The following is a 20,035-nucleotide window of genomic DNA, read 5'->3' as shown; positions in this document are numbered from 1 at the left end:
GGCACCGCCCGGCACGCTCGGTCAGGCGGGGAGCCTCGTCGCCCGCGTCTCCTGCGGCACACTCGGGTGGAGACGATGAGGCGGTTCGACCTCCTGGGCGCGGGTGTGACCGTGAGACCCGGCGAGCCGGATTCGATTCGCCGCGGTGAAGGCCTCGTCGAGCCATTCGTCCGTCGGTACCTCGCCGAAGAGCCGTTCGAGCTCGCGGAGCATCGGCGGAGCCAGCGGGAAGCGCCTTCCCTGTCGGCGTTCCTGGTAACGGTCCTGGATCTGTACGAAGAGGAAGCCGCTGCGGCCGAAGTGGACCAACGGCTCGGGTGCGCCGGCGAAGACCAGGTCGTCGATGAGGTCGAGATAGATCGACCGGTAGCTGGCCTTCCGCTCGTCGGCCCGGTGTGTGCTCGATGTCGGCTGATGATCGTCCGTGGAGTAGATGCCGAGCGCGGACTTGCACAGATCCATGGAGAGGCAGTCGCAGATCGCGCTGTCCATGAGCCAGGGGAAGGACACGGGGCCTGTCGCGCTGTTCCGGGCCACCATGATGGCGGTTCCGTACGCGTTTCCGGTGTTGCCCCGGAACATGACCCCGTCCCACATGTTCGGTGAGTCGTTCAGCGCGGCCTGGAGCCCGACGTGTTCGTCCCCCGGCGGGAAGTCCATCTTCTCCGCGTACTGGACGATGGCCTGCCGGACCAGTGACAGCAGCGCGTGGACCGCGTCGCGCCCCCAGCCGGCGGCGTCCATCGCCCTCACCAGGTCGGGTACCGATCGGCCGTACATGCGGAAGCGGCCCTGGACCAGATCGAGCGGGGGTATGCAGATGTCGTCGATGACGGTGGCGAAGGCTATGTAGTGGAGCCCCAGTGGATCCGCGTCGAATCGTTCACCGCACCAGCAGGCCATCCACTGGATGGTGTCCCGGCAAGCGCGTGACACCGTGTCGGCGGCTTCGGTGTCACGCTTCTTCGTCCAGTCGGAGTAGTGCTCAGGAGTCCCGCCGCCTCGTGCCTGTACCGCGTCCCACCGTTCCGTCACCTTTTCCAGCAGCGGCCACACATTCACCTCGTGGCACTGGGCCACCGGGCCCGCGTATCCGTCCCCGCCCATGACGGCGTACAGGTGAGCGGTGTGCTTGTTGTACCGGGACCTTGTGGTCGCGGGGCGGTCGGCCTTCATCGGGTTCCGCACGTAGTGCAGGAACGAACACGCCGTATCGCGATCACAATCCGCTCCGCACCAGAGTTCGTGCGAACGATGCAGCAGTTCCTGAATCCCCCTCGTGTCTGACAGCCGCTCCAGGGCCTCTCGCGCAGAGCCCTTCCAGGCGAGCATGTCCGGGGTGACCATCGAGACCCCAACGCCACTTGATGCCATAGCCCGAGCCTCCGCAAGAAGTCCCCACTTCTGGCTGCAATCCCAGCGTGCGGGCGACAACCGGCCGCCGTGAAGGGGCGTACGGGTAGCGTACTGCGGCACATAAGGGGCGCATTCGGTTGAAAATTTGTCACGAATGATACCCAGGCTGGCTGGAGATGTCCCCTGCTTCGATCACGCCTGTTCGATTGTCAGGGTTGCCCTGGCGGCACCGGAGCGGTGTCCCCGGCGGGGAGCGCGCCGCGGTTACGTGTCAGGCGGTAGAGGAGGCCTGTAGCCACCGTGGCCAGGAGGAACAGCAGCGTGAACCACTGGAACCACCAGTGGCCGCCCGCGGGGTCGTAGACCTCTGCTCGGGGCCAGGCCAGGTTGACGGTCATGAAGAGGCCGTAGAGGAGGGCGAGGGCGTTGACGGGGATGCCCCAGCGGCCGAGGGAGAAGAGGGGCTTGCCGGTCTCGTCGGTCTCGTCGGTGCCGTCGGTGGGGAAGGTGCCCTTGAGGCGCCGCATGAGGAGGGGGCCGGTGACCATCGCGTACGCCAGGTACAGCATGACGATGCAGGTGGTGCCGATGGCCAGGAACGCCTCCGGTGAGGCGAAGTTGAGGAGCAGCAGGGCGGCGGCGAGAACGCCGACGACCAGGGCGGGGGCGGTGGGCATGCCGGTGCGCGGGTTGACCTTGGCGAGCCGTCCGGCGAAGGGGAGTTGGCCGTCGCGGGCCATCGAGAAGAGCATGCGGCAGGCCGACGTCTGGATCGCGAGTGTGGCCACGGCGATCGCCACCACCACGTCGGCGAGCAGGACGCGGCCCACTCCGTCGCCGAGGCTGCTGGTCAGGACGTAACTCAGGCCGTCCACGCCCAGCTTGCCGTCGGTGAGACTCGGCGCGGCGAGCAGGCCGCCGAGGACGATGAGACCGCCGAGCAGGCCTGCCGCGCCGAGTGCCGTGAGGATCGTGCGGGGCGCGGTGCGGCGAGGCTGGTGGGTCTCCTCGCTCATCTCGCCCGCGCTGTCGAAGCCGATCATCACGTACGCCGCCATGAACGAGCCCACCAGCAGGGCGCCCAGCAGGTCGGTGCTGCCTTCGGCCGTGTGGAAGGTGATGCCGGGGGAGCGCTCGGAGTGCGTGAGGAGGAGGACGATGATCAGGATCGCGCCGATGATCTCGGCGGTCACGCCGACCCGGTTGACGACGGACAGCACCCGGTTGTCGAGGGAGTTCACGACCGTGGTGAGGACCAGCAGGATCACGCCCAGGACGGCCGCGTTCGCCGCGCCCGTGGGTGAGGTGGGTGTGGGGTCGCCGCCCACGATCTGGAAGCCCGACCAGATCGCCGGCATCACCATCTGCAGGGCGAGCGCGGCCGCCGCGACCACCACGATCTGCCCGATCACCATGATCCAGCCGGCGAACCAGCCGAACGTCCGGTTGGACAGTCGGGACGACCACTGGTAGATCGCGCCCGATATCGGGTAGCGCGCCGCCAGCTCCGCGAAGCACGCGGCCACCAGCAGTTGGCCCAGCAGCACCGCCGGCCAGGTCCAGAAGAAGACCGGGCCGCCGAACGCGTACCCGAAGGCGAAGAACTGGAATACGGTCGTGAGGACCGAGATGAAGGAGAAACCGGCGGCGAACGAGGCGTACCTGCTCAGGCTGCGGTGCAGCTCCTGGCGGTAGCCGAACTCGGTCAGGGAACGGTCGTCGGGGGAGCGGGGCGGCTCCGGACGCACATCGGGGGCGGTGCTCGTCATGGCGGCAACCTGCTTTCGCACAAGCGGCGCGAGCGTTCGCGCCCGAGCGGCGCGAATACCTGTCGGGCGACAGAAATTAGGGGAGGCCTGTGTCGCACGTGTCACGCGACCGTGTCCGGGGCGCGCCCAAATCCTCACGACTTTTTCGGGGGCGAGCCGTTGGGCGCAGGGGACGGCACGAGGGATTCCGGACGCCGTCGGGCGTCCCGTCGCCCCTCCGCCGAGCGGCCCCGGACAACCCGCAGGCCGATGGCCCGACAGCCCCGCGCCCACGTGCCCCCGCCGACCCCGCCGCCCACGTGCCCACGTGCCCACGTGCCCACGTGCCCACGTGCCGCGAGGCCAAAGCCTCCTGCCCCGCCCCCTCCCCCCCCACAGTGAGGATCTCCGGATGAACGACGCGTCGCCCTCCTACCGGCTCCTTCCGGGCGCGCCCGAGTCACCCGTGCTTCTGCACGTGCCGCACAGTTCCCGGGTGATCCCCACGGCCGTACGGGACGCGATCGTCCTCGACGACGTCGCGTTGGAGCGGGAGTTGGACCACATCACCGACGCGTACACGGACCGGATCGCCGAGCGGGCCGCCGGGCGGTCGGCCGTGCGGCCCTGGAGGTTCGTGAACCAGCTGTCCCGGCTCGTCATCGACCCCGAGCGGTTCCCGGACGAGCGTGAGGAGATGCTGGCCGTGGGTATGGGCGCCGTCTACACGAGGACCACGCACGGGGAGGTGCTCCGCCCGGCCGGGGACGACGGCCGGCCGCTCGGCGGACAGTCGCTCGTCGACCGCTACTTCCACCCCTATGCCGCCGCCATGACCCATGCCGTGACGCACCTGTTGGAGACGGTCGGCCGGGCGGTCGTCATCGACGTCCACTCGTACCCGACCGAGCCCCTCCCCTACGAACTCCACGGTGAGGGACCTCGCCCGCCCGTCTGTCTGGGCAGCGACCGCTTCCACACGTCGGCCGACCTGCTGGCCGCCGCCGAGGCCGCGTTCGCCGGGTTCGGTGGCATCGGCGTCAACAGCCCGTTCGGCGGCGCGTACGTCCCGCTGAAGTACTACGGGCACGACCCGAGGGTGACCGCCCTGATGATCGAGATCCGCCGGGACGTCTACATGACCGAGCCGGGTGGGTCGGCGGGGCAGGGAGTGGACCCACTGGCGGACGCCCTCGGCCGTCTCGTCGATGTGGTGACCACCGCCTCACGACACCGCGCACACCTGGCCGATCCGGATGGTGCGGATCTGTCTTTCCTTCGCCCCCTTCAGTGGTGAGGCCAGTCGGGCAAGTGTTTCTCAGGTGCCGGTGTCGTCCAGTCCGAGCCGGATGAGGGCGAGCGCCTCCGCGACCTCCACGGTCAGTTCGTCCTCGGGCCCGTAGACCAGACACAGGTCGGCGTGGAGGGGGTCGAGCAGCAGTCGGGCCTCCTCGGCCTGCCCCTGCGCGAGCAGCAGCATGCCGATGTCCCTGCGCAGGAACACGGCCTCCTCGCTGACGTCGCTGTCGACGCTCCGTACGACGTCGAGAACGCCCCGCAGCGCCGCCAGTGCCTCCGTACCCTGGCCGAGTTCGGCGCGGCAACGGGCGGCCTGGGCACGGCAGTCCAGGGCGAGCTTGCTCGTCGGGCCGTTGATCCGCCCGTAGGTCTCCGCCAGCGCCTCGAACTCCGGCAGCGCGGCCCGGAAGTCACCACCGAGCAGCCGGGCGCCCGCCCGCCGCATACGCAGTGCCAGGACCACCTTGTTCTCCGCGCCCAGGGCCCGCGCGGCGGGCTCGACGACCTCGCCCACCACCTCGGCCGCCTGCGCGAACCGCTCCTCCTCCATCAAGGCGTCGTAGTGCTCCCGCACGTCACGGATCTGAGCGCGCAGGGTCTCCGGCAGCGGCGCGGGTACGGGTACGGCCGGTGCCTCGGGGGCCACGGGGCCGGGCTGCCCGACCGCCCCACCGCGCCGACGGGGCGCGTACGGGCGGCGGAACACCCCGGTCGGGTCGGGCGCCCCCGCAGGTCCCGCCTCGTGCGGCGCGGCGTCCTCCCCGACGGTCGGCAGGAAAGGACGAAGCCGCTCGTACACCTCCTGTACGTCGGCGGGGCGTGCCTCGGGTGCCTTGCGCAGCAGATGCAGTACGAGTTCCTCCAGCTCGACCGGCACCTCGGCACGTAACCGCCGAAGCGGTGTCGGCGCGCCGTTGACGTGCTGGTACATCACCAGGTACTCGCTGTCCGCGCTGAACAGCAGCCGCCCGCTCAGCAACTCGTGCAGCACGCACCCCAGCGCGTACAGATCGGCCTTGGGTGTGACCTGGCCGCCACGCACCTGCTCCGGTGACATGTACTGGTACGTGCCGATGGGGCTGCCGGTCGCGGTCAGCTTGGTGACGTCGGTCCGCAGGATCGCCGCGATGCCGAAGTCGAGCACCTTCACCGTCCCGTCGTGCGCGACGAGGATGTTGCTCGGTTTCAGGTCGCGGTGGATGACGGGCACGTCGTGCGCGTACGACAGCACCGTGGCCACCTGCGCGGCGACGGCCACCGCCCAGCTGACGGGCAGGGGCCGGTCGGGGTGGATGTAGCCGGTCAGGGGGACGCCGTCGACCAGTTCCATCACCAGGAACAGCCGCTCGTAGGAGGCGGTGTCGGAGTCGGCGCCGGAGTCGTCCAGCACCGCGTCGTACACCTGCGGCACGCCCGGGTGCTGGATACGTGCCGTGATCCGCGCCTCGCGCCGGAACCGCTTCGCCAGCTCCTCGGCGAGCTGCGGGGACGTGGCGGCCTGCCCCCGGATCACCTTCACGGCGACCGGACGGTCCAGCACGGCGTCGTAACCGCGCCACACGTCGCCCATACCGCCGTGGCTGAGCTCCTCCAGCAGTTCGTAGCGCCCCGCGACCGGTTTCTGCGACACCCTTGCCCCTGCCCCCGTCGAGTGTTGTCGCCGGCGTGCGGTGGGTCGGCGCCGGTCCGACTGGTCGGGGACCAGTCTTCCGGCTGTGGGGATCTTCCGTCCAGCGGGGCGCGTCGGGGCCTAAGGGGCCCGCTGTGCGGCGACGGCCTCGTGCACGTTCAGGAGAAAGCGCTGGATTGTTGCCAGGTCCGTGTCGGAGAAGGTTCGCGTCGCGGCGATGACCTCCGCGATCAGCGGTCCGAAGAACGACTGTCCGAGGGTGACTGCCCGTTCATCGACCTCAAGCAGCACGCGACGACGGTCGCGGCTGTCTCGTGTGCGCCGCACGTGGCCGAGCTTCTCCAGCCGGTCGACAAGGGCCGTGGTGCCCGCGGAGTTCAGGCCGAGCTGCCGCCCGAGCCAGCCGGGCGTCGCGGGCGTCTGTGCCCGAGCGGCGTCCAACAGGCAGATCAGGGCGCGCAGGTCGGTCGGGTGCAGGCTGTTGCGTTGCGCGAACTCGGCTCCGAGCAGGTCGAGTTCGATGGTGATGGCGCGTAGCCGATGCACAACCCGCAGTCCAGGCTCTCCTTCATCCATGCCGTTTCCGCCCTTCCATGATCGATCCAGTGCGCATAATATCTCGTTCGACGAGATACTTGCTCAGCGACCTACTTCTCCGAGGGCACCCCATGGCAGAAGACCCGACTCGCTTTCTGGCGGCGTACGACGCCGTCCTGGACCACTGGCCCGTGCCTGTCGACCGGATGGACCTGGCGTCGGTGTACGGCACCACCCGGGTCATCGCGTGCGGCCCCGTGGACGGGGAGCCGCTGGTGCTGCTGCACGGTGGCGGCGCCACCTCGGCAGTGTGGTTCGCCAACGTGGCCGACCTGAGCCGCACCCGGCGCGTCTACGCCGTCGACCGGATCGGCGAGGCAGGCCGCAGCCTGCGCGGGGGCCGACCCGTCCGGTCCGTCGACGACCTTCTTGACTGGCTGGACGGCGTGCTGGACGGCGTGCTGGACGGAGTGCTGGACGGCGGACTCGACGGCTCGGGCCCGAGCCGCGTCGACCTGTGCGGGCACTCCTATGGCGGATGGATCGCCCTCACCTATGCGCTGCGCACGCCGCAGCGGGTCCGCAAGCTCGCTCTCCTCGATCCCACCCAGTGCTTCGCCGGATACAGGGCCGAGTACCTGCTGCGCGCCCTTCCGCTGCTCATCCGGGCCACCAGCCGACGGGCCCGCGCGTTCCTTGCCTGGGAAACCCACGGCGCGGAAGTCGACCCCGCATGGCTGGAGCTGTACGGCCTCGCCGCCGAATTCCCGCGCACGAAGGTCGTCGTGGGCAAACGCCCGACGTCCCGGCAACTGGGGAGCTCGACGACCCCGACGCTGGTCCTGCTTGCCGGGGACAGCAGGGCGCACGACGTTCGGCGCGTCGAGGCGGCGGCGCGGTTGCACCTGCCCCATGTCGAGACCGCGGTACTCCCCGGCCTGTCGCACCACGGCGTCCCGTTCACCCGGGCCGCCTCACTCAACAGCAAGGTCCTGGACTTCCTCGACAAGCCCTGAACCCTCTATGGGCTACTGGCCGGGACGGCCAGCTGGGCCCACACCGTCTTTCCCGGGCCGTCCGCGCGGGGGAACCAGCCCCAGAGGTCCGCGAGTTCGGCGACGAGGAGCAGGCCCCGTCCGTCGGTCCGGTCGGCGGGCGTGCCGTGCGGGGCCAGGACCGGGATGCGTTCGCCGCGTGTGTCGGTCACTTCCAGGCGTACGACCCTGTCACGAGCGGTGAGCCGTAGGTGGAAGTCCCGTCCGGGCACGGTCCCGTGCCGCACGGCGTTGGCGCAGAGTTCGGCGGCGATGAGCGTGAGCGCGTCGTGCGCGTCGCAGTCGTACGGGATGCCCCAGGCGTCGAGCCGCACCCCACACAGGCGACGGGCGAGGCGGGCACCGCGCCGGGTCGAGGTGAAGCGCATGGCGAAGTGGTGGGTGGGGTTCGTGAGTTGGGTGGTGGGGGGTGCGGTGGGGGTGGTGATCGTGGGGTTGCTGGTCATGTCTCCACCGTGGCCCGTGGTGGCGTAGCGTTACTAGTGGTGACGCGCCGTCGCGGGCTGGTTGTACGCGGGGGTGCTGTGCGTGTACGTGCGGTACGGGTGGAGGCGGTGACCCATGAGGGACGATGATGTCGACGGGGTGGACCGGGCCGACGGGGTCGGGCAGCGGCCGGAGGACGAGCCGGGGACGGGGGTCGTGGCCGCGTTCGGACGGCAGTTGAAGCTGCTGAGGGTCCGGGCGGGGCTGGACCGGGCGGCCTTCGGGAAGCAGGTGGGGTACGCGGCGGACTCGGTCGCGTCGATCGAGCAGGGGAGGCGGATTCCGCAGCCGAGGTTTGTGGACCGGGCGGATGAGGTGCTGGGGGCCGGGGGTGTGTTGGTCGCGCTGAAGGAGGAGTTGGCGCGGGCGCAGTATCCGGCTTACTTTCGAGATGCGGCCCGTCTGGAGGCGAGAGCCACAGCACTGAACGTGTACGCCGTATTTGCTGTCCCGGGTCTGTTGCAGACGGAGGACTACGCACGAGCCGTGTTCCAGATGCAGCGGCCTTTGCTGCCCGACGAGGTTATCGAGCAGCGCCTGGAAGCTCGCATGGCGCGGCAGGAGATCTTCAACCGGCGCCCTGCCCCACTGGTGAGCTTCGTCATCGAGGAGGCTGTGCTGCGCAGACCGATCGGCGGCCGGAAGGCGCTGCGCGGGACGCTGGAACAGATTCTGTTGATCGGGCAGATGAGGAACGTGGAGGTGCAAGTGATGCCAACGGAGCGCGAGGACAATGCTGCACTCGGCGGCCCCTTCACGTTGATCGACGCGGACAAGGGCCGTCGAATCGCGTACGCCGAGGTACAGGACGACAGCCGCCTGTACACCGATGCGCCGAGGGTTCGTGAGCTCGAAGCCCGCTATGGCATCCTCCGATCACAGGCGCTGACACCGAGTGAGTCGTCGGCATTCATCGTTCAACTGATGGGAGAGGCATGAACGCTCACCGCAGCCAGGCGGCCGTGCCGGAGGCCGCTTGGTTCAAGAGCAGCTACAGCACGGGTGGAGGCGGCGAATGCGTCGAGGTCGCCACAACTCCCAGGGCTGTACTGATACGAGACTCGAAGCAGCTCACTGGGCCCGTACTGGCGGTTGGGCCTGAGGCGTGGGCTGGGCTGGTGACCTTGGCAGCAGGCCGCTGAGCACATGAACAGGAGGGCCCTGCCGTAAGGCCGGGCCCTCTGCCGCGTCCGCAACTACAGGTCGTCCAAACCCTCTTCGTTGCGGATCATCCGCCACGCCGCGCGCCGAGCGCTCCGGTCCAGGTTGGACTTGAAGCTACGGTCCGCGCCGAAGTAGCGCTTGCCGAGCGTGTCGATCGTCGAGACGTGATCCATCATGTAGCCGTTGAAGGCCTTGTCGAAGACGACGCCGAAGTTGTCCTCGTCGTTGACGACGGCGGCGGCGCGGACCTTGGGGTCGTTCTTGGCCGCGTTGAACGCCGGGAGGACGTCCTCCTCGGTGAAGTCCGTGCCGAACTTCGCGTTGAACTTGTCGATCAGCTCCGACAGGAGTGACTTCTCGGCCTCCTTGGCGCCGCCCACGCCGTCGCCGAAGCCCTTCAGTTCGGCCGGGCCCTCGGGACTGAGGGAGACGTCGTGTTCGCCGGTCTTCGCGACCCGCAGGTGACTGAGGTCGACCTCGCCTATGTCGACGCCGCCGTCGGCGCGGCGGGGGAGGCGGTTGAGGAGGTAGCGGCCGTAGAGGTGGAGCCGTTCGAGGTCGGCGTCGCGATACGGCACGATCTGGGCGAGGAAACCGTACTTGCGGACGTAGTCGTTGAGGTTGGCGCGGAAGTCCTCGGTCGTCTCGACGTCGTCCTCCTCCTCGCTCTCCAGCAGCGCGGTGAAGCGGATGACGGCGGGGGAGAGGAGCCGGTACAGCTCGGCGTGCAGCTTCTCCCACTTGGCCTGGGAGCCGCCCGCCTTCTCCTTCGCCGCGAAGTACGCGGAGGCGAAATCGTCCATGTCCTGCTCGGAGATGATCGGCGCGGACATGACGCGGCTCTGGGCGGTGTAGAGGAGGTTGGGGTCGGAGGGGAGGGTCTCCGCCTCCTCGAAGTACGGGCGGAAGGCGTCCTTGATGTCCTCCGCGTCGTTGACGAAGTCCAGGACGGCGAGGTCGGCCTGGGACTTGCGTTCGGCGGTGCGGTTGAGGCGGGAGAGGGTCTGGACGGCGGCGATGCCGGTCAGGGTTTTGTTGACGTACATCGTCGTGAGAAGCGGCTGGTCGAAGCCGGTCTGGTACTTCTCGGCGACGACCAGGATCTTGTACTCCTGCTGCCCCTTGCCGCCCGCCTTGACGGCCTTGTCGTCGGCGCGGGTGTACGCGAACGCCTTGGGCAGCGCGCTCTCCGAGAGCCCGCCGTTCTCCTTGACCTCGGTGGTCTCCTCGTCGTCGATGGTGAGGGAACCGGAGAAGGCGACGAGGACGCCCAGGTCGGGGTACCTGGTGTCGTAGTCGCGGTCCTTGATGTAGCTCTTGATCGCGCGGGCCATCTGCACGGCGGAGTGGCGTGAGGCCGTGACGACCATGGCCTTGGCGCGTCCGCCGAGCCGGCCGCGGGTGTGGGTCACGAAGTGCTCCACGATGACCATGGCGTGCTGGGAGACGGTGTGCTCGTGGGTGAGCGCGAACCGGGCGAGCAGGCTGTTGGCTTTGGAGGGGTCGACCTCCTTCTCGTCCGGGTTCTGGTTCACCAGCTTCCAGTAGGTGTCGTACGTGACGTAGTGGCGCAGCGGGTCGAGGATGAAGCCTTCCTCGATGGCCTGGCGCATGGAGTACGTGTGGAAGGGGCGGTAGACCGCCTTGCCGTTCTCGGCGATACCGCTGTCCTCGGTGCCGAAGAGTTCGAGGGTCTTCGCCTTGGGGGTGGCCGTGAAGGCGAAGTAGGAGAGATTGGCGGCCTGGGAGCGCTCGACGGCTTTCGCCTTGAGCTTGTCGTTCACGGTGACGGTGGTCGTGCCCGCGTCCTCGGAGTCGGAGTCCAGGCCGAGGTCCCGCAGGGCGGACTTCACGGCGGTGGCGGCGTCGCCGGACTGGGAGGAGTGCGCCTCGTCGACGACTATGGCGAAGCGGGTGCCCTTGATGTCTGTGGGGTTGCGCTTGATGTAGTCGAGGAGGGCCGGGAACGAGTGCAGGGTGACCGTGACGATCTTGCCGGTGTCGCGTGAGAGGGCGCGGGCGAGCTGTTCGCTCTTGGCTCCGTGCTTCTCGTCGATCTTCACGACGAGGCCGTCCGTCTGCGAGAAGCTGCCGACCGTTTCGCGGAGTTGGGCGTCCAGGTTGCGGCGGTCGGTGATGACGATGACCTTGTCGAAGACGGGTTCGCCGGGGGTGAGGCGGTTGTTGGCGAGAGCTTCGGGGTCGAGGGTTCGGGGGTCCGCGTCCGCGTGGAGGTCGCTGAGGCGGTGGGCCAGCCAGCCGATGGTGTTCGACTTGCCGGAGCCGGCGGAGGCCATGACGAGGTAGTTCTGGCCGACGCCGTGGGTGGCCGCGTGGGCGGTGAGCTTCTTGACCACGTCCCACTGGTGGTAGCGGGGGAAGATCGTCGACTTGGTGGTGCCGCCGCCGGGCGTCTTGTGCTTCTGCTGGTGCGCGAAGCGCTGGAGGAGGTCGAGCCAGTTGTCGCGCTGCCAGACCTGTTCCCAGAGGTACGAGGTGGCGTACGTGCCGTGGGTGGTGGGCGCCGGGTTCCCGGCTCCGCCGGGGCGGCCGGGGCCGTTCGAGCCGGTGTTGAAGGGCAGGAACTGAGTGCTCTTGCCGCGCAGCTGGGTCGCGACGAAGACCAGGTCCGGGTCCACGGCGAAGTTCGCGACGACCCGGCGAGTGAAGATCAACTCGGTCGGGTCGCGGTCGGTCCGGTACTGCTCCTTGGCGTGCTCGACGCCCTGGCCCGTGAGCGGGTTCTTCAACTCGGCCGTGGCGACCGGTATGCCGTTGAGGAAGAGGGTGAGGTCGAGTTCGTGGCCCCAGTCGGCCTGCTTGGTGGCGTAGCGGAGTTCGCGGACGACGGTGAGGCGGTTGGCGCGGTAGCCGTCGAGGACCGAGTCGTCGGAGATCAGGTTGGGCTTGAAGTAGGCGACGCGGAGCAGGACCCCACGGTCCTTGACGCCGTTGCGGAGGACGTGGAGGAGCCCGTCGTCGGCGATGGCCCGGTCGAGGCGTTGGGCGAAGCCGCGCTGGGCCTCGTTGGCGTCGCCGTAGACGGTCCGGAGCTCGTGCCATTCGTCGGGCTGGGTCTCGCCGAGGAAGGTGTACAGCTCGTTGGTGTCCAGGCCGAGATCGGCGGTGTAGTCGACGGGGCTCGCCTCACGCCAGCCGTGTCCGGTCATCGCGGAGACGATCGCGGACCCGAAGGCGGACTCGTCGTGCACGGGGCTCATTGCGAAGCGTCTCGCTTTCCGGTGAGGAGGAACAGAACGTCGCGGCAGAACTTGTCGAACGAGGGCGCGCCGGCGCTGGCTGCACTGAGATCGAACCGCTGGGCGAAGGACGGCTGGTGCGCGGTCTCCTGGTACGTGGATCCGGGCGGCATCCGCTTGGACAACCATTCCTTGGCGCCGCGGATCGCCTCGGGGGTGGGTGGCGGAACGAGGTCGTCGGGCAGCCCGGCAAGCCCCGCGAGTCCGGCCGCCCCGGCCAGGAACCAGGCTTCGAACTCCCGGACTGCCGCGACCGCGACGAGAGGAACATGGGCATGGGTTGCCTGCGCGTGGGTGCGTAACTGTTCAGCCAACTCGACGGCGCAGCCGTCGTCGGCGTCCAACAGCACGAGAACGCCGGTGGGACGGGGTGTACGTGCCATGACGACGGTGAGGGCTTGCGCGAGCGGATCGCGCTTCAGCATCCGATCGCGGGGGAGACGGTGAGGGCGTTGGATGTCGGCGTACGCATCGGGGAGGAGATACGGGACGAGCCGGTGCAGGAGTCCCTGTAGAGCTCTCTCCTCGCCGTGCCCCTCGACGATCGACGCGATCACAGGGTAGGGAGCGCTCACCGCATTCCCGCCCGTGTGTTCTCTCCGGCGGCGGTCTTCGCCGGACGCATCTCACCACTGCGCAGCAGATCGGGCAGGGTCAGCACACCGTCGTCGAGCAGCCGTCGGCCGCCCTCGTCGATCGGACCGATCGCTGTACCGCTCCCGTCATCGCGCACGACCAGCAGGTGCCCCTGGTCCACGGCTGCGTTGTCCAGCAGGTCGGCGCTCTGAGTGGTCACCATCACCTGCGTGTTGCGTGCGGCAGCCACCAGAGCGTCGTACAGGGCACCCACCATCGGAGGATGCAGGGAGATCTCAGGCTCCTCGATCCCGATGAAGGGAATCTCGCCGGTCAGCGCCCTGGGCTGGAAGAGCGCGGCGAGGACGCCGGCGAGGCGGAGCGTGCCTTCCGAGAGCGACCGGCGGTCGACCTTCACCACCTGTGCGTCTGCGTCGAGGAAACGGCCGACAACGAACGCCAGATCCCCCTCGGGCACCTCCACTCCGTCCACTCCGGAGGCGTTGTCCACCATGCCACTGAGGTAGCCGTCGATGGTTTCCTTGACCCAGGAATGTTGTTGGGCCAATGCGGAGAGTACGCGTGCCAGATGCTCGCCGCGTTCTCCGAACATCCCACCGCCGGTGCTGCTCGGCGTGTCGTCGACGGCACGAAGAACCGGGGTGAGGAGTTCGTGGAAGCGCATGTCACGCAGGCGCAGGTACAGAGCTTCCACATCGGCGTCCGTCTGGGCGGATCTGGGCAGGAGGATGTCGTCCCGCCATGCGACTCCGCGGCCCTGCGCCATCTCCGGGATGAACTGATCTCCTCGCCCGAGTCCCGAGAGTTTGACCTCCTCGCGGCGAAGCACGGGGGCGCTTCCGCCGGCCGGGCTGGCTCCCACTTCGAGAACGTAGGTGAAATCGAGGCCGTGCTGCTCCGCTCCCGGTTCGGGGACATGTGTGTCCAGACGGATCCGGAAGAGGTCGGTCTCCTGCCCCGATGGACCTTTGTGGAGGACCTCCTGAAGACCGCCACGTGACTCCAGCGCCTGTCCGGGCGAGGAATGGAGGGCGTCCCGGACGAACCGGATCGCGTCGAGGAAGTTCGACTTCCCGGCCGCGTTCGGCCCGACGAGGACGGTGAGCGGGCTGAGCTGTACGTGGCAGGCCGCAATGGAACGGTAGTTCTCGATCTGCACGCGCGTGATGAACGGCGGAGCTCCGTTGTGAGTGGACGTCATGCCACGTCAACGCCTCGGCCGGAGGCAGTGGAGACGTCGAACTGGCCGGTTACGGCGGCGGTGATGAGGGCTTGGCGGCGTTCAGTCAGCAACGCCTTCGCACGCTCAATTCGAGTGTGCGTGGCTTTGAGCCAAGACATCTGCTCGTCCGCTTGCTTCGACGCTGATAGTTGAAGTGGACGAGGAAGAAGCGGAACAAGCTGCTTATGCAAGTCGTTCCTGTTCACGCCCGGAACCGCCGCTCTTGCCTGCTCCATTTCATATGGGAGCGCACGGAGAAGGTGGTAGCAATACCGCTCATTATTTCCATCGAAGTTCTTGACATATAGAGTCGTGTTGTGCGGCCAGTAGGGCTGTTCGGTCCAGTGCACGTTACCCACGGATCCATATCGTCCAATAATAACCCCGGGTCCGCTTGCAATGGCCTTGTCGTGCCAGCCAGCGTGGCCCGCAGTGGTGAACACGGGGATTCCGCCTGAGCGGCGCTCAGATTCTGTGAGGTCAACGCCCCTCTGAAGTTGGAGTACACGAACGAGCGGTACGAGAAGTGCCTCAGGGTGAACTTTGGGGAACCAGGGCACGCCTGACTGCATCTGTCCGCCACCCAGGAGGGCGCCGCCCACAATCAAAGGTAGGGCCGCTCTTTCACGTTCATTTACCAAATCTCGTTGTTTCGTGAAAAGGGAGACGAGATGGTCAATTCGGATGGTCTCGGCGTCGAGGTATTCGATGATGCGGCGCTGTTCTTCCAGGGGTGGGAGCGGTAGAGGGAAACTTTGGATCTTGTTGCTATTGGTGGAAGCCAGGTTTGTGGTTCTCGTTCCTGTGCTCTCGAAGTAGCAGCGTCCGTACAGAGACTGAGTCAAGTAGGCGAGATACCGGCCGTTGAGGCGCTGCGGATCGGGGCGAATTACGAAGATGTGGTTCTGGTGCAGGCAGCCTTCAAGTTCACCCTGCCAGACCGTCCCACGGCCCAGCTTGTCCAGGTCCCCACCTTCCGTCATCAGGACGTCGCCTGGGCGAAGCGTGCTGCGACGGGCCACGCTTCGGGGCACGGTGATCTCCGTGACCGATTCGAGGCTGAGGCTTCCTGCTTGAACATTGGCGACGCGCAAGTAGGGTCGTGTGACGACGTCGCCTGTGACGTCGCGTTTTGCGTCGACGGTCAGCCCGTTCTGCAAGTGGGCGACGTAGCCGAGGCGCACCAATTCATAGGTGTCGGGGAGCCTGAGGGAGCGCGGGTCGAAGACTGAGGTGTTCACCGGGCCACTTCCCCGAGTAGAGCCTGGATTTCGGTCTCAAGGGCCTTTAGTTCGGCGTCGATCTCCGTGAGTGGCCGTGGTGGCGTGTACACATAAAAGTGCCGCGTAAATGGGATTTCGTATCCCACCTTCGTCTTGCTGCGGTCGATCCACGCATCCGGCACATGCGGGTGCACCTCCCGCTTCAAGTACTCCTCGACGTCCTCGCCCAGCGGCACGTTCTCGTAGTCCCGAAGCTCAGAATCCGGCTCCGGTGCACCCTTGACGCGCTGCACGTCGCCCTCCGGATCCCGTACGCCGATCGACCCCCGTACCGCCTTCGCGAACGGCGCCCCCGCCGGCCAGAGCAACCCAGCAGCCACCACCGCGTCCTTCAACGCCACGAGCGCGTCGGACTCCTTCCCCCACGACGAGCCCAGCAGCGTACGCGCCGCCGTCACGAACTCCTCGCTCTGCTCCAGCTTTTGCACCGGCTTCGACGTGGCCAGAGCCGCCAACGTCTCCTCCGTCACCTCGAACCGCAGCTTCAACGGCCGCTCGACAGTGATCCGCTGGTACCCGAAGTCCGAGTTGGAGAAGACCTTCACCTTGCCGTGCAGCGGGTGTTCCGGGTCCCCGGCCACGGTGATCGCCTCGCCGTACAGCCGTGTCACCGTCGCGATGTGCTCCTTGCCCAGTTGCTTGCGCTTGTCGCCCAGCGACTTGCGCATCTTCTGCCACTGATCGCGCGCGTCCAGGAGTACGACCTTGCCCTTGTGCTCCGCGTCCTTGCGGTTGGTGAGGATCCAGAAGTACGTGGAGATACCCGTGTTGTAGAAGAGCTGGTCCGGGAGCGCGACGATGGCCTCCAGCCAGTCGTTCTCCAGGATCCACCGCCGGATCTCCGACTCACCCGAGCCCGCCGCGCCCGTGAACAGGGGCGAGCCGTTGAAGACGATCGCGATGCGGGAGCCGCCCCCGCCGTTCACGTCCACCGGCTTCATCTTCGAGATCATGTGCTGGAGGAAGAGGAGCGAGCCGTCGTTGATGCGCGGCAGGCCCGCGCCGAAGCGGCCCGCCTCGCCCAGCGACCTGTGCTCGTACTCGACGTCCTCCTTCACCTTCTTCCACTCCACGCCGAACGGCGGGTTGGCGAGCAGGTAGTCGAACTTCTGGCGGGCGTGGCCGTCGTCGGAGAAGGAGTTGCCGAAGGCGATGTTCTCCGGGTCCTGGCCCTTGATCATGAGGTCGGACCGGCAGATCGCCCATGACTCGGGGTTCAGTTCCTGCCCGTACACCTCCACGGCGGCGTCCGGGTTGAGCGACAGGATGTGGTCCTCGGCCGCTGAGAGCATGCCGCCCGTACCGCACGCGGGGTCCATGACCTTGCGGACCGTGCCCGGGACGGTGAGCGCGTCGCCGTCCGGGGCGATCAGGAGGTTCACCATCAGCTTGATGACCTCGCGGGGCGTGAAGTGCTCACCGGCCGTCTCGTTCGACTGCTCCGCGAAGCGGCGGATCAGTTCCTCGAAGATGTAGCCCATGTTGTGGTTGGGCACGGTCGCGGGGCGCAGGTCCAGGTCGGTGAACTTGCCGATGACCAGGTACAGAAGCCCGGCACTGTCCAGCCGCTTGATCTGCTGCGCGAACTCGAAGCGGTCCAGTACTCCCCGCGCGTTCTCCGAGAACGCCCCCACGTACACCATGAGGTTCTTCGCCGCGTTCTGCGGGTCCGCCGCGATCTTCTTCAGGGTCAGGTTCGACTTGTTGTAGAACGAGTTGCCCGAGGCGCGGCGCAGCCAGTCGTCCGGGTCGATCTCGGTGTCCCTGTACTGCTCGGCCACCGCCGTGACCTTCTCCCGCGTGGGCTCCAGTACGCACTCCAGCCGCCGCAGCACCGTGAACGGCAGGATCACCTTGCCGTAGTCCGACTGCTTGTAGTCACCGCGCAGGAGATCGGCGACCGACCACGCGTGGTTCGCCAACTCCGTGTGCTTGCTGCTGTTCAAGAGACTCCCCGAGTTCCTTCCGTACTGTCCTCGGCCCGGTCCTGGCCGCAGTCCTTCGCGACTGTCCTTGGTGGCTGTTCCGCCGACCCGACCAGTGTGGTCCGTGTGTGAAGAGCGAACTGCCTATGCGGGCGAATCGTCACCCTTGGGATCGCTGTCGAGATCGTTGTTGGAAACTGTCACCGGGATCGCCAGCGGTCTCACCGAACGGGATGAACTGCCCACCCGTCAGGCCCCCCGCCAGCAGTCGTGCCGTGTCCTCCGCCAGCAGCGCCGCGCGCAGGGCCTCCGCCCGTAGCTCGTGCACCCGGCGGAACGCCCTCCCGTACTGCTGCTGCACGGCGAGCGGCAGCAGCGGCACGCGCAGACGCCCCGGGCTGACCTGGAGGATCGTGCTGCCCGTCGACGCGCCCGCGATGTTGTCCTCCGAGCCCAGGAAGCCGGCCAGGCACCATGCGTCCAGGCGCTTCGGGTCGGGGCGCAGGAGGTGGATGCCGGGGCCGAGCAGCGCCCCGGCGTCCCGCTCGTCGGCGACCCGGGCCATGGCGCCCTCGCCGCCAGCGATCGCCCGTACGAGGACATCTCCCTCGGCTACGACCGGCGCGGAACCGCCTCGCAGCTCGGCCGGGTCGCCCGTCGGGGCCGTACCCTGCCGGATGTCCGAGGCGGTCAGGACCGGGAGCGACTCGGCGTCGGCGCCGTCCGGTTCCTGCGCGGCCTCCGGCGTCGTACGCAGCAGCGTCAGCGCGCCGCCCCGCGCCAGGTCCGACGCCGTCGCCGTACGCCACTCCGCGTTGGAGGCGCCCTCGGAGACGAAGTCGGTGTCGCGGGCGGCGCGGGTGAACGACCTTGTGGAACGCAGGAGTTCGGACCTCGCGGCGGCCAGCTCCGCGGCCAGGGCGTCCGGGGCCACGTCCTGACGCGTGATACGGACCTGGCGGGCCGGAGTCAGGTCGGACACGTCGTCCAGCAGGTCGACCACGGGGACCGCGCGTGCCAGGCCCGGCTCGTCGGTGAAGCCGTCCGGGTCACGGACGAACGCCTCCCACACGGCCAGGGTCTCCTTCGTGACCGCGTCCCAGTCCAGCGCGGCAGCCCGCCCACCACTCCTCGTACGCGCCGACGGCACCGATTTACGGCTGGACCCGGCCCCGGAACCGGGCACTGACCCGGCAGTCGCACCGGCCGCGGCACCTGAGCCGGATGAGCCGGAACCACGACCGGACCCGCCCGTCGTCGCCGTGTCCACGAAGAGGACCGACTTGCGCTCCGGCCCGCCCGGCTCGGGTCGCTGGAGCACCCAGATCTGCAGGCCGACGTGTAGCGGGGGAGCCGCCCCGGCGGGCAGCGCCACCACCGCGCGCAGGGCGCCGCTCCGCACGAGCTCCCTGCGTACGCGGCGGCCCGAGGCGCGCCCCGCCACGGCGGGCGGGAGGATCAGGACCGCGTGGCCGCCGGGTTCGAGATGGGCGAGCGCGTGCTGGACCCAGGCCAGCTCCGACTCGCCACGGGCCGGCACGCCGTACGCCCACCGGGGGTCGTACGCCAGCTCGTCGTGGCCCCAGTCGCGGTCGCCGTAGGGCGGGTTGCACAGGACCGCGTCGGCGAGGAGGCCGGGGAAGGCGTCCGCGCGGAGGCTGTCACCGGTGCGCACGGTCACTCCCGCGTCCGGTGCCGTGAGCATGAGGGTGACCGCGCTGCGGCGTGCCTGCACGGGGAGGCTGTCCTGGCCGTACAGCTCGGTCGCCTTGCGGCGGGCGGCGGCGGTGAGGAGGGAGCCGCTGCCGCATGCGGGGTCGAGGACACGGGCCGGGGAGCCGGGGAGCAGGCGGGCCGCGAGGTCCGCGAGCGGGGCGGGTGTCCGGTAGGTGCCGCCGGTGGCACTGTCCTCCAGTTCCCGCTCCGCGAGCACCCCGAGCGCCGCCTCGCCGCCCTCGTCCCGTACGCACAGGAGCAGCGCGCGCAGCACGGCGGCATCACCCGCACGGAAACGGACGGCGTCCGCGCCCGGCACGGTATCGGCCAGACCGGCCACGGCGCTGTCCGCGCCCTCGACGACGTCGGCGTCGGGGAGTTCGGTGAACGCGGTCAGTTCGTCCGGTGAGCGACGGCCGGCCGCGAGAACGAGGAGCAGCAGGTCCGAAGTGGCGCTGTCGCTGGCCGGCGCGTGCAGCCGAAGCGTCGTGCGCAGCTCCTCCGAGGGGCTCGCCGACGAGGTGTGACCGCGTCCGGCCAGCCAGGAGCGCACGGCCTCCAGGTCGTAGAGGGGGCTGCTGTCCGTGCCTCCGGAGGGGGCGGGAAAGTCGTCGTGCCGACGGCGCCAGTTGCTGACCGTGGCGCGGGTGACGCCCGCGATGCGGGAGATCTCCGCGGCGGTGACCAGTGCGGATGGCTGGGGCATGGCGAATGTCCTGGGCCTCTCGGTAGTGAACAGCTAACAACCTACAGCGCT

General features: G+C 68.5%; 15 protein-coding genes. 4 read left to right on the top strand and 11 right to left on the bottom strand.

What is annotated here, in order from left to right; translation table 11 throughout:
- Positions 1 to 21: 21 nt before the first annotated feature.
- Both OG202_RS10520 and OG202_RS10515 read right to left on the bottom strand, forming a co-directional pair.
- Positions 22 to 1,176 (bottom strand): hypothetical protein, encoded by a 1,155-nt coding sequence (locus OG202_RS10520; RefSeq protein WP_327750254.1) that lies wholly within the window; start codon positions 1,174 to 1,176, stop codon positions 22 to 24.
- A 389-nt stretch (positions 1,177 to 1,565) separates the two neighbouring features.
- Complete coding sequence (locus OG202_RS10515) at positions 1,566 to 3,125, bottom strand: amino acid permease (RefSeq protein WP_327730505.1); 1,560 nt, start codon at positions 3,123 to 3,125, stop codon at positions 1,566 to 1,568.
- A gap of 391 nt (positions 3,126 to 3,516) precedes the next feature.
- On the opposite strand from OG202_RS10515, the gene OG202_RS10510 reads away from it, so the two are divergent.
- A complete protein-coding gene (locus OG202_RS10510; protein WP_327730506.1) occupies positions 3,517 to 4,401 on the top strand; it encodes an N-formylglutamate amidohydrolase in 885 nt (294 codons plus the stop codon).
- A 21-nt stretch (positions 4,402 to 4,422) separates the two neighbouring features.
- Here OG202_RS10510 and OG202_RS10505 read toward each other — a convergent pair whose 3' ends face one another.
- A complete protein-coding gene (locus tag OG202_RS10505; protein WP_405896002.1) occupies positions 4,423 to 5,973 on the bottom strand; it encodes a protein kinase domain-containing protein in 1,551 nt (516 codons plus the stop codon).
- Between the two features lie 180 nt (positions 5,974 to 6,153).
- Positions 6,154 to 6,609 carry a MarR family transcriptional regulator gene (locus OG202_RS10500; protein ID WP_327730508.1) on the bottom strand — a complete coding sequence of 152 codons (456 nt, stop codon included), beginning with the start codon at positions 6,607 to 6,609 and terminating at the stop codon, positions 6,154 to 6,156.
- Between the two features lie 92 nt (positions 6,610 to 6,701).
- Here OG202_RS10500 and OG202_RS10495 point away from each other — a divergent pair, with 92 nt between their 5' ends.
- Positions 6,702 to 7,586, top strand: coding sequence for an alpha/beta fold hydrolase (locus OG202_RS10495; protein WP_328222629.1), 885 nt, complete (start codon positions 6,702 to 6,704; stop codon positions 7,584 to 7,586).
- A gap of 5 nt (positions 7,587 to 7,591) precedes the next feature.
- Here OG202_RS10495 and OG202_RS10490 read toward each other — a convergent pair whose 3' ends face one another.
- A complete protein-coding gene (locus tag OG202_RS10490; RefSeq protein ID WP_327730510.1) occupies positions 7,592 to 8,071 on the bottom strand; it encodes an ATP-binding protein in 480 nt (159 codons plus the stop codon).
- 115 nt (positions 8,072 to 8,186) lie between these two features.
- Here OG202_RS10490 and OG202_RS10485 point away from each other — a divergent pair, with 115 nt between their 5' ends.
- On the top strand, positions 8,187 to 9,050 hold the full coding sequence (locus OG202_RS10485; RefSeq protein WP_327730511.1) for a helix-turn-helix domain-containing protein: 864 nt from the start codon (positions 8,187 to 8,189) through the stop codon (positions 9,048 to 9,050).
- Entirely contained in the window at positions 9,047 to 9,253 is a 207-nt protein-coding gene (locus OG202_RS10480) for a DUF397 domain-containing protein (RefSeq protein ID WP_327730513.1), read from the top strand. The genes OG202_RS10485 and OG202_RS10480 overlap by 4 nt, the downstream gene beginning before the upstream one ends.
- Before the next feature lie 54 nt (positions 9,254 to 9,307).
- Here the strand turns inward: OG202_RS10480 and OG202_RS10475 are convergent, their stop codons facing one another.
- The 6 genes from OG202_RS10475 to OG202_RS10450 all read right to left on the bottom strand — a co-directional run bounded on the left by OG202_RS10475 (position 9,308) and on the right by OG202_RS10450 (position 19,984).
- On the bottom strand, positions 9,308 to 12,496 hold the full coding sequence (locus tag OG202_RS10475) for a type I restriction endonuclease subunit R (RefSeq protein ID WP_327730514.1): 3,189 nt from the start codon (positions 12,494 to 12,496) through the stop codon (positions 9,308 to 9,310).
- Complete coding sequence (locus OG202_RS10470; protein WP_327730515.1) at positions 12,493 to 13,110, bottom strand: DUF4276 family protein; 618 nt, start codon at positions 13,108 to 13,110, stop codon at positions 12,493 to 12,495. The genes OG202_RS10475 and OG202_RS10470 overlap by 4 nt, the downstream gene beginning before the upstream one ends.
- Positions 13,107 to 14,333 carry an AAA family ATPase gene (locus tag OG202_RS10465; protein ID WP_327730516.1) on the bottom strand — a complete coding sequence of 409 codons (1,227 nt, stop codon included), beginning with the start codon at positions 14,331 to 14,333 and terminating at the stop codon, positions 13,107 to 13,109. Before OG202_RS10465 ends, OG202_RS10470 begins: the two co-directional genes overlap by 4 nt.
- On the bottom strand, positions 14,330 to 15,595 hold the full coding sequence (locus OG202_RS10460) for a restriction endonuclease subunit S (RefSeq protein ID WP_327730517.1): 1,266 nt from the start codon (positions 15,593 to 15,595) through the stop codon (positions 14,330 to 14,332). The genes OG202_RS10465 and OG202_RS10460 overlap by 4 nt, the downstream gene beginning before the upstream one ends.
- Positions 15,592 to 17,583, bottom strand: a complete 1,992-nt coding sequence (locus OG202_RS10455; protein ID WP_327730518.1) for a type I restriction-modification system subunit M — start codon at positions 17,581 to 17,583, stop codon at positions 15,592 to 15,594. The genes OG202_RS10460 and OG202_RS10455 overlap by 4 nt, the downstream gene beginning before the upstream one ends.
- 139 nt (positions 17,584 to 17,722) lie before the next feature.
- Positions 17,723 to 19,984, bottom strand: coding sequence for an N-6 DNA methylase (locus OG202_RS10450; RefSeq protein ID WP_327730519.1), 2,262 nt, complete (start codon positions 19,982 to 19,984; stop codon positions 17,723 to 17,725).
- Between the last annotated feature and the right edge of the window lie 51 nt (positions 19,985 to 20,035).

Origin of the sequence: Streptomyces sp. NBC_00310 (assembly GCF_036208085.1) — a bacterium.
GTDB lineage: Bacteria > Actinomycetota > Actinomycetes > Streptomycetales > Streptomycetaceae > Streptomyces.
This window is presented reverse-complemented; position numbering and strand designations above follow the sequence as displayed.

Coding starts and splice junctions, on each gene's coding strand:
- OG202_RS10495 (WP_328222629.1), top strand. CDS start 6,702: ATGGCAGAAGACCCGACTCGCTTTCTGGCGGCGTACGACGCCGTCCTG.
- OG202_RS10520 (WP_327750254.1), bottom strand. CDS start 1,176: ATGAAGGCCGACCGCCCCGCGACCACAAGGTCCCGGTACAACAAGCAC.
- OG202_RS10500 (WP_327730508.1), bottom strand. CDS start 6,609: ATGGATGAAGGAGAGCCTGGACTGCGGGTTGTGCATCGGCTACGCGCC.
- OG202_RS10510 (WP_327730506.1), top strand. CDS start 3,517: ATGAACGACGCGTCGCCCTCCTACCGGCTCCTTCCGGGCGCGCCCGAG.
- OG202_RS10450 (WP_327730519.1), bottom strand. CDS start 19,984: ATGCCCCAGCCATCCGCACTGGTCACCGCCGCGGAGATCTCCCGCATC.
- OG202_RS10505 (WP_405896002.1), bottom strand. CDS start 5,973: ATGGGCGACGTGTGGCGCGGTTACGACGCCGTGCTGGACCGTCCGGTC.
- OG202_RS10515 (WP_327730505.1), bottom strand. CDS start 3,125: ATGACGAGCACCGCCCCCGATGTGCGTCCGGAGCCGCCCCGCTCCCCC.
- OG202_RS10480 (WP_327730513.1), top strand. CDS start 9,047: ATGAACGCTCACCGCAGCCAGGCGGCCGTGCCGGAGGCCGCTTGGTTC.
- OG202_RS10465 (WP_327730516.1), bottom strand. CDS start 14,333: ATGACGTCCACTCACAACGGAGCTCCGCCGTTCATCACGCGCGTGCAG.
- OG202_RS10475 (WP_327730514.1), bottom strand. CDS start 12,496: ATGAGCCCCGTGCACGACGAGTCCGCCTTCGGGTCCGCGATCGTCTCC.
- OG202_RS10490 (WP_327730510.1), bottom strand. CDS start 8,071: ATGACCAGCAACCCCACGATCACCACCCCCACCGCACCCCCCACCACC.
- OG202_RS10485 (WP_327730511.1), top strand. CDS start 8,187: ATGAGGGACGATGATGTCGACGGGGTGGACCGGGCCGACGGGGTCGGG.